Raw genomic sequence first — 13,354 nt, forward strand, 5'->3', positions numbered from 1 at the left:
AACGCAATTTGACAATAGTGCTGTTTTACAAAAACGGAATCCATCCTCCGAAATCTAAAATCCAACATCCGAAATCGTAAATGCTCCCATCACCGGCTCATTCTTTATTTTTGCACTCCTATTTTTTACCATGAGCACAACACTGAGCAAAAACTTTGAGCCCGGACAGGTAGAGGAAAAATGGTACCAGCACTGGCTGAACCGCCGTTATTTCAACAGCACCCCCGACGACCGCAAGCCTTTTACCGTGGTCATTCCGCCACCGAACGTAACCGGTGTGCTGCACCTGGGCCATACCCTCAATGAAACGGTTCAGGATGTGCTGGTGCGCAAAGCCCGCATGAGTGGCTACAATGCCTGCTGGGTGCCGGGTTCCGACCATGCCTCCATTGCCACCGAAGCGAAAGTGGTGCAAATGCTGGAAAAGGAGCGGGGCATCAAAAAAGCCGACCTTAGCAGGGAGGAGTTTTTGGGCTATGCGTTTGAATGGAAGGAAAAATATGGCGGCATCATTTACCACCAAATACAAAAGTTGGGCTGCAGCGTAGATTGGGACCGGGTAACATTTACCATGGATGATCATTACTACAAAGCAGTCATCAAAATATTTACTGACCTGTATGCAAAAGGCCTGATTTACCGCGGTGCCCGCATGATCAACTGGGACCCTGCGGCACAAACAGCACTCAGTGATGAAGAGGTAGAATACAAAGACATTGAAGGCAAGCTGTACTATGTAAAATACAAGGTAGTTGGGAACCCGGAAATTACTTCGGACTCCGGACTTCCGACTTCCGACTATATTATCATTGCTACACAACGTCCTGAAACCATCATGGGCGACACCGCAGTTTGCGTCAACCCAACCGACGAACGGTTTGCACACCTGCGTGGTAGAAAAATAATGGTGCCGCTGGTAAATCGCGAAGTCCCAATAATCTTTGATGAATATGTTGATCCTGCGTTTGGTACTGGCGCATTGAAAGTAACGCCGGCACATGATATCAACGACTACAACCTTGGGCTGAAACACCACCTGACCACCATCGATACACTCAACCCCGACGGCACACTCAGCGAAGCCGCCGAAGTGTTTGTGGGCATGGACCGCTTTGAAGCAAGGGAAAAAGTGGTGGCGCAATTGCGTGAATTGGGCTTTTTGGAAAAAGAGGAAACTTACAGCACCAGGCTTGGCTTTTCGCAACGCACCAATGCGGTAGTAGAGCCACGCATTTCCACGCAGTGGTTTGTAAAAATGAAAGACCTGGCCGGCGATGCGCTGGAAGCCGTGGTGAATGGCGATGTGAAAATTCATCCCGAAGAACGCTTCATGGCTACCTACCGCTATTGGCTAGAAAACGTAAAAGATTGGTGCATCAGCCGCCAACTTTGGTGGGGCCAACGCATACCAGCGTGGTACGATAAGGACGGACGCTTTGTTGTGGCCGCCACCCGCGAAGAGGCGTTTGAATTATTCGGCCAGCAATGGTCTACAAATGGCATTGACCATTCCCAATTCACCATTGACGACCTTACCCAAGACGAAGATGTGCTCGACACCTGGTTCTCGTCGTGGCTGTGGCCGATGGAAGTATTCAATGGCATTACGGAGCCTGACAACAAGGATTTCAATTATTACTATCCCACATCGGTGCTGGTTACAGGGCAGGACATCATCTTTTTCTGGGTGGCCCGCATGATCATGGCTGGTATGGAATACAAGTCGGAGCGGCCTTTTGAGCATGTGTATTTCACGGGCATGGTTCGCGATAAGCAGGGCCGGAAAATGAGCAAGCAGTTGGGTAATTCGCCCGACCTACTGGAACTTATCGAACGCTTTGGTGCCGATGCAGTGCGTTTTGGAATATTGATTGCAGCACCCGCCGGCAACGATTTGCTGTTTGATGAAAGCAGCTGCGATCAGGGCCGCAATTTCAATAACAAGTTGTGGAATGCATTAAAGCTGGTGAAACTTTGGGAGGCTAATGGCGTTGCCCAAAGCAGCACCGATGCTACTACATTAGAGCAAACAATGTTCCCCGCACGCTGGTTTGCGGCACGCCTAGCAACCGTACAGGCCGAAGTGGAAAAATTGTATTCCGAGTTTCGCTTAAGCGAAGCACTGAAAACCATTTACTCGCTGATTTGGGATGATTTCTGCAGTTGGTACCTCGAGTGGGCCAAGCCGCCTTTTGGTCAGCCAATTGATGCGCATTTGTACGAAAGCACCCTTTCGTTTTTCGAACAACTGATGCAGTTGCTGCATCCGTTCATGCCCTTCATTACCGAAGAAATTTACCACCAGTTGCGCCAGCGTGACGAAGGCGATGACCTTACCATCAGCCAGTTTGGTGCGCTGGGTAAAACGGAAATTTCCGGTGCCGAAAGTGCCGATGTATTGGCACAGGGCGAACTGTTGAAAACTTGGATCACCGCCATCAGGGATGCACGGGTAAAAAATGGATTAAAGCCAAAAGACGCCATCCAATTGCATGTGCAAACCGCCAATGAATTGATGTTTACCAACATCAGTGCATTACTGCTGAAACAAGTGGCTGCCGGCTCGCTGTCGTTTACGCAAGATGCAGTTGCCAATACCATTGCAGTAGTGGCGGGCCGCGATAAGATGTACCTACAAGCCGAAGTGGAAGTTGATACAACAGCACAAAAAGACCAATTGCTGAAAGACCTCGAGTATCAAAAAGGCTTTTTGCAATCGGTGGAGAAAAAGCTTTCGAACGAACGTTTTGTGCAAAACGCAAAGCCGGAAGTAGTAGACGCCGAACGCAAAAAACGCGACGACGCCATGCAGAAGATCAAGGCGATTGAGGAAAGCCTGGCCACTTTGTAACTTGATGATGGATGATAGATGGTGGATGATGGTGTGATAAGCAGCAGTCTTCGTTTCACATTGTTTCCTACTACCATCTATCATCCATCATCCATCATCTCACTATGACTACCGCCGGAAAAGAAGAGCAAAAAGCATTCAAGCAAATGCTGCAACGGGCACCGAAAAACAAAGTGTTGCAGTATTTGCCGCGTTTGCATGAAGAAGCTTTTGAACGCATCGACTGCCTGCAATGTGCGGCCTGTTGCAAAAACTATTCGCCGCGTTTCAAAACACCCGATGTCAAGCGCATCAGCAAACACCTGGGCATGCGGGAAAGCGCATTTATTGAAACTTATTTGCGGGTGGATGAAGACGGTGATTTTGTGGTTAAAAAATCGCCTTGCCCGTTTTTGGGTTCCGATAACGCCTGCAGCATTTACGAGGTTCGCCCATCCGATTGTGCCCGGTTTCCCTACACCAATGAAGATGTCATCATCAAACGGCAGCCGCTAACATTGAAGAACGCCACATTCTGCCCCATTACATTTTATGTACTGGATGGCCTTTTGAAACAGTTGAAATAAGCAAAGTGGGGTGAAGAAATTTAATATTCAAACTTCCGCAATTCCGGTGCCCGCCACCAGGTAATCAGCACCACCAGCAGCGTCATGCTGCCGCCGAAAATAATGGACGGAACGGTACCCATCATCCTTGCGGTAAAACCACTTTCAAACTGCCCCAACTCGTTACTGCTGTTGATGAACATTGAGTTGACCGAACTGACACGGCCACGCATTTCATCGGGAGTGGTGAGTTGTAAAATAGTGCTGCGGGTCAACACCGAAATTCCATCCATCATGCCGGCCACCAGCAGCGCGGCAAACGATACCCAGTAAATATCGGAAAGGCCAAACACGATGATGCAGATGCCAAAGCCTGCAACGGCCACAAGCAGGCGCTGGCCTTGTTTGCGCCGCATGGGATAAAGGGTAAATAGCGTGATCATGGTGGCGGAGCCGATATCGATGGCGGCATTCAACCAGCCAAAACCAATCGGGCCGACCTTTAATATCCGTTCCGCCACTTCAGGTATCAGGGCCACTGCGCCACCGAAGAGTACGGCAAACAAGTCAAGGGAAATGGCGCCCAGCATTACTTTATGGCTAAATACAAAACGCAGTCCTTCGCGAACACTTTCCCATATTTTGGCCTGCACATTATTGTGTGCAATGGGTTTGCGACTAATACGCGACACGGCAAAACCTGCAAACAACACATACAGCAAGATGATGATGAACGTGACATTGATGCCAAACCAGGCAATGAAGAAGCCAGCGGAAGCATGACCCAAAATGGAAGCAACCAGCCAGGTGGTGGAACTAAAATTGGCAGCGTAATGCAGTATTTCGCGGGGAATGAGCTGCGCTAAAATTGCATTAGAAGTTGGCCCGGCAAATGCACGGATGATGCCGGTGCAAAAGATAACACCATAAAACAAGCGGGTTAATGTTTGCTTGGACAATTCATCCTGTACCTGCGGCAGCGTAAGCACCACCAGGGCTGCGGCGCACAATGCGTAGCTCAATATGCCTTTCAACAACAACGTCCGTTTGTCGGACCGGTCAATAACATGACCGGCATACAGCGCCAATGCAAACACCGGGATGAACTCCGATAGACCGGCGAGGCCGATGGAAAAGGAGCTACCCGTAATTTGAAAAAGCTGGTAGGCAACAACAGTGGCCACCATGCGCAAAGCCATGATATAAAAGAAACGCGACAAGACGTAAAACCGGTACTCACGGTGCTGGAGTGGTTGCAAAGAAGCTTTGGTGGTAAAAAAGCTTTTCCGCTGCTGTTGCTGCATTATCGGGTGCAATTAGGATGGCGCAAAAGTGCGAATAAATATGGTTGCAAGATTTAATTTTTGATCGTTATCGCCAATGCTTTTATTTAAAGCAATACTTGGTTGCAGCTATTGGTTATTTAAATTAACAGGCTCACTTACTATCCAGCCACGCAACTTTTTGCTCTGGTGTGTGGGCCGCCCCAATGATATCGCAATACAGTTCGGGCCGCCTTGCTTTTTTGTAACGGGTGCCACCGGCCTGCGCAATTTTTTCCGGAGTGCATGTAGCTACCACCAGGTCATCGCCAAGGTTGCGGCACTCTGCCAGCACATCGCCAAAGGGATCAAGGATCATAGAACAGCCGTTTTTTAACTGGTCGTCGTCCATGCCGATGGCATTGGAAAATACTGCGTAAATACCATTATCGGCAGCGCGGGAAGGCAGCCATTTCATCAGCCACTGGCGCCCTTTGGGTCCGTCAAACTCATAGCGCAGCGAAGTGGGGTCGGCTTCGCGGTTGGCCCAAAGTTTTGGATCAACAAAACCTGCACCGGGCCGGGCCGATGGCGTACACATGGTTACATGCGGCATGAAAATAATATCAGCTCCCAGCAACGATGTAGCCCTTACATTCTCGATGATGTTATTGTCGTAGCAAATGAGCATGCCGCATTTCCAGCCCAACAAATTAAACACACAATAGGCATCACCCGGCGTAATTGCGGGATGTATAAACGGATGCAGCTTGCGGTATTTTGCGACCAATCCGTCGCCGGAAACACATACATAGCCTTTATAAATTTTACCCGCATCATCCCGTTCAAACAAGCCGGCCAGCACTACGATGTTGTGGGCTTTTGCAATCGCAATCAGCTGTTGCACGCTGATGCCGCCCGGTATGGGTTCGGCAATAGCAAGCAACGCCTCTTTCGTTAAATGCCGTGCAAAAGCATAACCCGTGACCGAGCATTCATGAAAGCATACCACCTGTGCACCGACCGCCGCGGCACGGGCAGCGATCTTGTCGATCACGGAGAGATTATATTCTTTATCACCATTACGGTGCTCGAATTGTGCGGTGGCAATTTTTAACGGTTGCATGACTTTTTTTATAAACAGCTAAAAAGCTGCTTTAAATAAAACGATCGAGGATGAGCACGCCGCCCAAACCCACAAAGGCAACAATGGTTTCCATCAGCGTCCACGAACGGAAAGTGTCCTTCATACTTAGATTAAAATATTCCTTGTACAGCCAAAATCCAGAGTCGTTTACATGCGAACAAACAAGGCTGCCCGCACCAATAGAAAGCACCATCAACTCCGGGTTTACTGTTCCCTGTGTCATAATAGGGGCAATGATGCCAGCGGCAGTTAGACCCGCCACCGTGGCCGATCCTACGGCAATGCGGATGATGGCGGCGGAAAGCCAGCCTAATACCAACGGCGGCAAATTAAAGTACTGCATTCCGGCTGCAATTTCGTTGCTTACGCCACTATCGGTAAGCACCTGTTTCAACGCCCCGGCGCTGCCAATAATCAATAAGATGAGTGTAATATCTTTTAGGGCTTCGCCGTAATAATGCATGATCTGCTTGATGCTTTTGCCTTGTGCGGTACCCAAGGTTATCGTGGCCAGCATCAGCGCAATCAGCAGCACAATCGATGCATCTGCTAAAAACGAAAGGCCTTGTTTTACGCCTTCCGATTTAATATCTAAGTAAGGCAGACCGGCAGTGGCCGCCAGCAATATTACCGGTAGCAGCGCGGTAAAAAATGAATTGGCTGTTCCGGGCAATTGGTCCTGCGGCAACTCGTTGGGCCGGAAAGTTTCAAGCGGCTGTGCATGCAGCCCTTTCACTGTGCGGGCAAACAGGGGCCCTGCAATGAGCACGGTGGGAATGGCAATGATGAAACCATAGATCAACGTGAGGCCGATGGATGCGCCGAACTGTGCAGCCAACGCGACCGGCGACGGATGCGGCGGCAAAAAACCATGCGTAACCGAAAGTGCCGCCAGCATGGGCAAACCCACATACACAACGGGCAACCGGTATTGATAGGTGATAGAAAAAAGCAGCGGCACTAATAGGACAAAACCAACGCCGTAAAACAGCGGGATGCCGACAATAAATGCAGTAATTAGTAGGGCCCATTGCATGTTTTTGGTGCCGAACAGCCCGGCAAGCACCGTGGCCATTTTTTGCGCAGCGCCGCTTTCAGCAACCAGTTTACCCAGCATGGCACCCAGCGCAATAATGAGTACAATGGAACCCAGCGTGTCGCCAAAACCTTTTTGAATGGAAGCAGGCAATTGCTTTGGTGGAATGCCCAACAACAAGCCGGCGAAGATGGCGGTAAGCAAAAGCGCAAGGAAAGGATTAAATTTTCCCCAGCTAATCATGAGGATGAGTAGCACGAGGCAGGCAAAGACAATCAGCAAGGTCATAGGAGGAAATTACTGAATTGTTGCATGGATTGACAAAAATGTTATCCGGTTTTTATATAAAACAAAATCTCGGTTGCACTTTGTTGTAGATTTTTGATTGAAGCAAGCAAATGCTTTTGATATTTAAGCCACAAAACGTGCAGCTATTTTAAATAGCAGAATGACATTTTTTGCGACGAGCTGTATTTGCTTGTAAAATAAAATGTCACCATTTTAATTCATTTGCGTGGTGACATTTTAGAAGAATATAAATGCCGAATGCCAATTAGGTTGAAGCAGCAAACACAAGTTTAATCACAACACCATTTCCCGAAATAATTTATCCAACGCCGCATCCAGGTCACTGCAAAAACCCGGGTGCACTTTTGAAGTTTGCACCACGGTGCTGCGGGTAGCAGTAAGCCAACGGAAGCGGGAAGGTGCATCAAGCGTGGCAATAAGGCTGCCGCCTTTTTTTCCTTCACAAATATTTTGAAGGGCTTGCAGGTAAGCGCCTACTTCAGCAGCATCCAGCGCCGGTGCCATTGCTTCCAGTTTTTGCCCGTTCAAACAATGCCGCGACTTCAGGTAGCGCTTTTTTTTACAAAACAAAATAACCCCCACATTGAAAAATTCTTCACGCTCCACGCGGGGCACCACGCGAATGATGGCATATTCAAATAAGTGCAGCTCTTGCATCGATGGCGTGGTTTACAATAGTGGAAAAATGCGCAAGCCGTGCCTGCAAAAACTGTGTGTACACCTGCCGCACTTCAGCGGGTGTGCCCTGTTCGGGAGTAATCCATTCGGATGGTATCAATGCAACAATGTCTTCAATTTTTTGCGGGGTGAGGATGCCGCGAAACGTTGCATCAACTTCTTGCAACATGGTTGCCTGCGGCAGCAGCACATGGTCTTTGATCAGTGCAAATGGCTTTGTTGCCGCTTCCTGCCAGCCATCCCAGCTATGATGAAAATACAACGCTGCACCATGATCGATCAGCCACAATTCTTTATTCCACATCAACATATTGGTATTGCGCACCGTGCGGTCCACATTGGTGAGCAAGCAGTCGATCCACACAATTTGCGAAGCCAGCAGCGGATCGATTTGTGTTACTGCAGGATCAAAAGTGATGGCGCTGGAAAGGTAATGCAGCGCCAGGTTAAGGCCGGTGCTTGCCTGCAGCAGGTCCTGTATTTCTTCGTCGGGCTCTGTGCGGCCAAATGCTTCATCAACGGTGGCAAACACCAACTCCGGCACCCGCAAACCCAACAGGCGGGCCGTTTCGCCGCCAATCAGTTCGGCAATCAGGGCTTTGGCACCTTGTCCCGCACCCCTGAATTTTAGTGCATACATAAAGCCATCGTCAGCTTCCACAATCGCCGGCAGCGATCCGCCTTCGCGCAGCGGTGTGATGTAGCGCAGCACCTGTACGGTGCGTAGTTCATGTTTGTTGTTATTCATAAACGTGTAGCTGCAAGGGTGGGGCAGCGGCGAAAATTAAGTAAAAAACAGTGCCCGGCCGCAGCTAAGTGTTTGCACGCATTGCGTGGCGCACAAAACCGTTTTTTTCAGAATGGTTACCTTCGCGGCCAGCGCAACGATGCCACCGAACCACTTTTTTCACCAAACCATTTGTGCATGGAGTTATACTATTCCTTTTCAATGTTGATTGTGCTTGCTTCACTTTTTGCTTACATCAATCTTCGTTTTCTAAAACTGCCGTCTACCATCGGCATCATGTTGATGGCCATTTTCGCTTCCATCGTCATTCGCTTTTTTGGCAACACCCTTTTTCCTGAAACGACCCACAAGCTGTTCAAGTTGATTTCTGAAATGGATTTCACGGAAATTTTGATGGGCGCCATGCTGAACTTTTTATTGTTTGCCGGTGCGGTGCACGTAAACTTTGCCGACCTCCGACAACAACGCCTGCCCGTGCTGGTGTTTTCTACCATCTCTGTGATATTATCCACTTTTGTCATTGGCGGGATTTTATTTTACATCACGCCGCTGTTCAATGTGGAGCTGCCATTTTTGTATTGCCTGCTGTTTGGTGCGCTTATATCGCCCACCGATCCGATTGCTGTTTTAGGCATTTTGAAAAAAGCCAAAGTGAGCAAAGCACTGGAAACAAAAATCACCGGCGAATCTTTGTTCAACGATGGTGTCGCGGTAGTGCTGTTCGCCGTGATCCTGCAACTGACGCAAACCGATGATGCACAAATTTCGCTGGGTTCCATTTCATGGCTGCTGGCTAAAGAAGCAATCGGCGGATTAGCGCTGGGTGCAGTATTGGGTTATACCGCTTCCAAAGCAATCAGGAGCATTGATGATTATATCGTGTCGGCACTCATTACACTTTCTGTGGTGATGGGTGGTTACCTTATTGCACATTCCATTCATATTTCCGGCCCGCTGACCATGGTGGCTGCGGGTCTGCTCATTGGCAACTACGGAAAAAAAGTGGCCATGACGCCACTCACCAAAGATTACCTCACCAAATTTTGGGAATTGCTCGATGAAATTCTCAACGCCGTGCTGTTCTTGTTCATCGGGTTCGAGTTGTTGCTAATACCCGACTTTGAAACATATTGGGTGATTTCAGTGGTTGCCATCTTTATTGTTTTGATTGCCCGTTTCCTGTCCATTTTTATTCCTTCGCTTATTGTGCCGTTCAAGCCAAGGCTTACCCGCGGATCGCTGACGATGCTGGTTTGGGGCGGCCTGCGTGGCGGTGTTTCCATTGCGCTGGTATTGTCGGTCAACAATGGCGTGTACAAAGAATTACTCCTCGAGATGACGTATTTCGTAGTAGTGTTCTCAATTGTGGTGCAAGGATTAACGGTGGGCAAAGTGGCCAACCGTGTGCTAATTAAACCAGTTCGTAAGGTATCGATGCCGGAACATGTTTAGATTTGCTTTGTAAAAATTAATGGGGGTAAAAATGTGGAATCATTTTTACCCCCATTTTTTTATGCCTCTTTTTCAATTGGCCTGATAACCCGGCACGGATTGCCTGCGGCGAAAACGTCGGCAGGAATATCTTTTGTAACCACGCTTCCGGCACCAATTACCGACCGGTCGCCAATGGTGACGCCGGGGCAAATAACCGCGCTGCCACCAACCCACACGTCGGCACCAATGGTGATGGGTTTGGCAAATTCAAGCCCCGTGGCTCTTACCGCCGCATCCATCGGGTGGGTTGCGGTGTAAATCTGCACATTGGGACCAAACAAAGTTCTGCTGCCGATTTTTACGGCACAAACATCGAGCACTACGCAATTGAAATTGAAAAACACTTTTTCGCCCAGCTCAATATTATACCCGTAGTCGCAGTAAAAAGGGGGCTGTATCCACAAACCTGCACCGGCGCTAGGAATCAATTCTTTCAACACATCGGCCCTTTTCTCAGGCTCATTTTCTGCCGAGTCGTTTAGTGCTTTAATCAGGAGCCTTGTCTTTAAACGATCTGCTGAAAGCTCGGGATCCAACGCATCATATAGTTCGCCGGCAAGCATTTTTTCTTTTTCCGTTCGCATGGTAAAAATTTATGGGTGAGGGTAATTAGTTTCTGAAGATTTTTCAGCGAATGCAACTTTATTTTTCATTACACGTGAATATTAAGTGAAAAACTCAGTTGCAAACACGCTGCGCAAAAGGTAGGAAGAGTATTTAAAAGTCCACATTACATTTTATGTAAACGTACATGCAGTTATTGATAAAAGCTAGATGCAATAGCCAATGCACTTCATACAACTTCTTAAATAAACAAAGCCCCCGCAACATGCAGGGGCTTTGCTCTATAGATAGGTTTTAAAAGGCTTAGAATCCTTTTTTCTCCTGTGATTTTTGCATTGGGTTGATGCCGGTGCTTTGTCCGCGAACAGCAGCTTGCTTTTGCTTGAACACCTGGAACCTGTTGGGTTCGGTAGCAGTAGCGCCCCAACTGTTGTTGCCTTCGTTGATGTCGGCAGTTTCACGCATGGGGTCCAGCTTAATAGAAGCCACTTCTTTGTCTTTCATAAAAGCTTTCACCACTTTGTTCTCATTGTAGCGCCAAACTTGAGCAGGGATGCGGTCAATTTCTTTAGTGCCATCTTTATAAGTCCATTCAACAATTATTGGCATTACCAGGCCGCCTTTGTTGCTGAAATGTAATTCGTAAAAATGTTTGTTGGCCCATTGCTGGCGGGTTGCATCATCAAGCGGCTCCAGCGAAGCAGGCACTTCAATCGAATAGCGGGTGCTGTCGTAAGGCTCCTGGCCACGAGCATAGCGCCAGTAAAAATCGCGCAGGCTGGTGTCTACATCCGTTTGGAAACGGATCGACTTGTCTTCGCGGTTGCGCACCTTGCTGATGTCTTCAAACGAATTCAACTGCGGACGGGCAAGTGCCTGCGTAACAGTGGTGTCGCGGAAACGCGGAGAAGTGGCGTTGAGGTCTGCTTTTGCATAACGAACGCTGTCCAGTGCAATGTCGGTAACATCGGTGCTGTAAAACCAGCCTCTCCAGAACCAGTCGAGGTCTTCTGCAGAAGCGTCTTCCATGGTGCGGAACAGGTCAGCAGGCGTGGGGTGTTTGAATGCCCAACGGCGTGCATATTCCTTAAATGCATAGTCAAACAGTTCGCGGCCCATGATGGTTTCACGCAAAATATTGAGGCCGGTTGCAGGCTTGGCATATGCATTCGGACCAAAGCCAATGATGTTTTCCGAATTGGTCATGATGGGCTCCAATTGGTCTTTGGGCAACTTCATGTAATCGGTAATGGCAAATGCAGGTCCGCGGCGGCTGGGGAATTTATTGTCCCACAGTTCTTCTGCCAGGTATTCTACAAAAGTGTTCAGGCCTTCGTCCATCCAGGTCCACTGGCGCTCATCAGAGTTGATGATCATGGGGAAGAAGTTGTGGCCTACTTCGTGGATGATCACACCCAGCATGCCATACTTCGTGCCTTCGCTATACGAGCCATCACGTTCGGTGCGGCCGTAATTAAAGCAGATCATCGGGTATTCCATACCGTTAGCTGCTTCCACGCTTTGCGCAACAGGGTAGGGGTAAGGAATCGTAAACTTCGAGTATGTTTTAATAGTGTGTGCTACCGCTTTGGTGCTGTATGGCCGGTACAGGCCATAAGCTTCTTTGCCGTAAAACGACATGCACATTACTTTCTTGCCTTCAACAGTGATGGGCATTGCATCCCACACAAACTTGCGGCTGCTGGTCCATGCAAAGTCACGAACATTGTTGGCATTGTAGATCCATGTTTTGGTAGCATTGGTGCCTTCTTTCTCGTTGGCCTTTGCTTCATCAAGGGTTACAATTTCAATAACGTCTTTGGCAGTTTGCGCTTTTTGCCAACGGGCCATTTGTGGCGCCGACAACACCTGTGCATAGTTCTGGCATTCGCCGGTTGAGCCTACCACGTGGTCGGCCGGAACGGTCAGCTGCACTTTAAAGTTGCCGAAGGTGAGGGCAAATTCGCCGCGGCCGGTGAACTGCTGGTTTTGCCATCCGCCAAAGTCGCTGTACACACACAGGCGTGGGTACCACTGGCTCATGGTAAACAGGTAATTTTTATCCTCGGGGAAAAACTCGTATCCACCACGGCCACCTTCTTTCATGCGGTCGGAAATTTTGTAATTCCAATCTACGTTGAACACGTATTGCTGTCCCGGCTTCAGCGGCTGGGGCAGGTCAATGCGCAGCATGGTTTTGTTTAACACGGAGCGGAGCGGCTTGCCGGCTGCATCGGTGAGTTTGGTGATGTTGATGCCGAGGCCGTTGTCGCCTTTTTGCGCCATGCCTTCCATTGCCTGCACCGATGTTTGGCGGGGCAGGGCGTTGCTGGTTTGGTAATTGGCGTTTTTTGTGGAGCTATGTTCGTTCTCATCCAGCTGCAGCCACAGGTAAGTGAGCACATCCGGCGAGTTGTTGAAATAAGTGATGGTTTCCGAACCGGTCAGTTTCAGGTTCTTTTCATCCAGCGTAGCCTTGATGTTGTAATCGGCACGCTGCTGCCAGTACTTGGGGCCTGGTGCACCTGAAGCCGTACGGTATTCGTTGGGCGTCGGCAGGATGGAACCCAGCTGCTCAAACTTGTTGGCGTGGTTTGAGTTGGGGTTGTTTTGTAAATTTTGCGCCAGCACGGCTCCGCTGCAAACGGAAGCCAACCCGCACAAAAAGAGCATTTTCTTCATGTGGTCTTCTTATTTGTATGTGTTTTGCAATTTAACGA

At 48.9% G+C, this 13,354-nt stretch carries 10 protein-coding genes; 3 read left to right on the forward strand and 7 right to left on the reverse strand.

The window, feature by feature from the left end; all coding sequences use genetic code 11:
* Nucleotides 1–130 precede the first annotated feature (130 nt).
* The gene (locus EPD17_RS11240; RefSeq protein WP_132054268.1) at nt 131–2,851 is read left to right on the forward strand and encodes a valine--tRNA ligase; all 2,721 of its coding nucleotides are present in this window, start codon (nt 131–133) and stop codon (nt 2,849–2,851) included.
* A 104-nt stretch (nt 2,852–2,955) separates the two neighbouring features.
* Complete coding sequence (locus tag EPD17_RS11245) at nt 2,956–3,417, forward strand: YkgJ family cysteine cluster protein (RefSeq protein WP_114234217.1); 462 nt, start codon at nt 2,956–2,958, stop codon at nt 3,415–3,417.
* 20 nt (nt 3,418–3,437) lie between these two features.
* On the opposite strand, the gene EPD17_RS11250 is transcribed toward EPD17_RS11245, so the two are convergent.
* From EPD17_RS11250 to EPD17_RS11270, 5 genes are all read right to left on the reverse strand, one after another.
* Nucleotides 3,438–4,700 carry an MFS transporter gene (locus EPD17_RS11250; RefSeq protein WP_132054270.1) on the reverse strand — a complete coding sequence of 421 codons (1,263 nt, stop codon included), beginning with the start codon at nt 4,698–4,700 and terminating at the stop codon, nt 3,438–3,440.
* Between the two features lie 133 nt (nt 4,701–4,833).
* On the reverse strand, nt 4,834–5,784 hold the full coding sequence (locus EPD17_RS11255; RefSeq protein WP_132054272.1) for a nitrilase family protein: 951 nt from the start codon (nt 5,782–5,784) through the stop codon (nt 4,834–4,836).
* Nucleotides 5,785–5,815: 31 nt separating this feature from the next.
* Complete coding sequence (locus EPD17_RS11260) at nt 5,816–7,129, reverse strand: gluconate:H+ symporter (protein WP_114234214.1); 1,314 nt, start codon at nt 7,127–7,129, stop codon at nt 5,816–5,818.
* Nucleotides 7,130–7,423: 294 nt separating this feature from the next.
* Nucleotides 7,424–7,807 carry a DUF3037 domain-containing protein gene (locus EPD17_RS11265; RefSeq protein WP_132054274.1) on the reverse strand — a complete coding sequence of 128 codons (384 nt, stop codon included), beginning with the start codon at nt 7,805–7,807 and terminating at the stop codon, nt 7,424–7,426.
* Nucleotides 7,785–8,576, reverse strand: coding sequence for a HipA family kinase (locus EPD17_RS11270; protein WP_132054276.1), 792 nt, complete (start codon nt 8,574–8,576; stop codon nt 7,785–7,787). The genes EPD17_RS11265 and EPD17_RS11270 overlap by 23 nt, the downstream gene beginning before the upstream one ends.
* A gap of 177 nt (nt 8,577–8,753) precedes the next feature.
* Between EPD17_RS11270 and EPD17_RS11275 the strand changes: the two genes are divergently transcribed.
* Complete coding sequence (locus tag EPD17_RS11275) at nt 8,754–10,028, forward strand: cation:proton antiporter (protein WP_132054278.1); 1,275 nt, start codon at nt 8,754–8,756, stop codon at nt 10,026–10,028.
* 59 nt (nt 10,029–10,087) lie between these two features.
* Here the strand turns inward: EPD17_RS11275 and EPD17_RS11280 are convergent, their stop codons facing one another.
* Nucleotides 10,088–10,654 carry a sugar O-acetyltransferase gene (locus EPD17_RS11280; protein WP_132054280.1) on the reverse strand — a complete coding sequence of 189 codons (567 nt, stop codon included), beginning with the start codon at nt 10,652–10,654 and terminating at the stop codon, nt 10,088–10,090.
* A 283-nt stretch (nt 10,655–10,937) separates the two neighbouring features.
* A complete protein-coding gene (locus tag EPD17_RS11285) occupies nt 10,938–13,316 on the reverse strand; it encodes a M1 family metallopeptidase (RefSeq protein ID WP_132054282.1) in 2,379 nt (792 codons plus the stop codon).
* Nucleotides 13,317–13,354: the final 38 nt, after the last annotated feature.

It is taken from the genome of Pseudocnuella soli, from assembly GCF_004347775.1.
Classification (GTDB): Bacteria; Bacteroidota; Bacteroidia; order Chitinophagales; family Chitinophagaceae; genus Flavisolibacter; species Flavisolibacter aquaticus.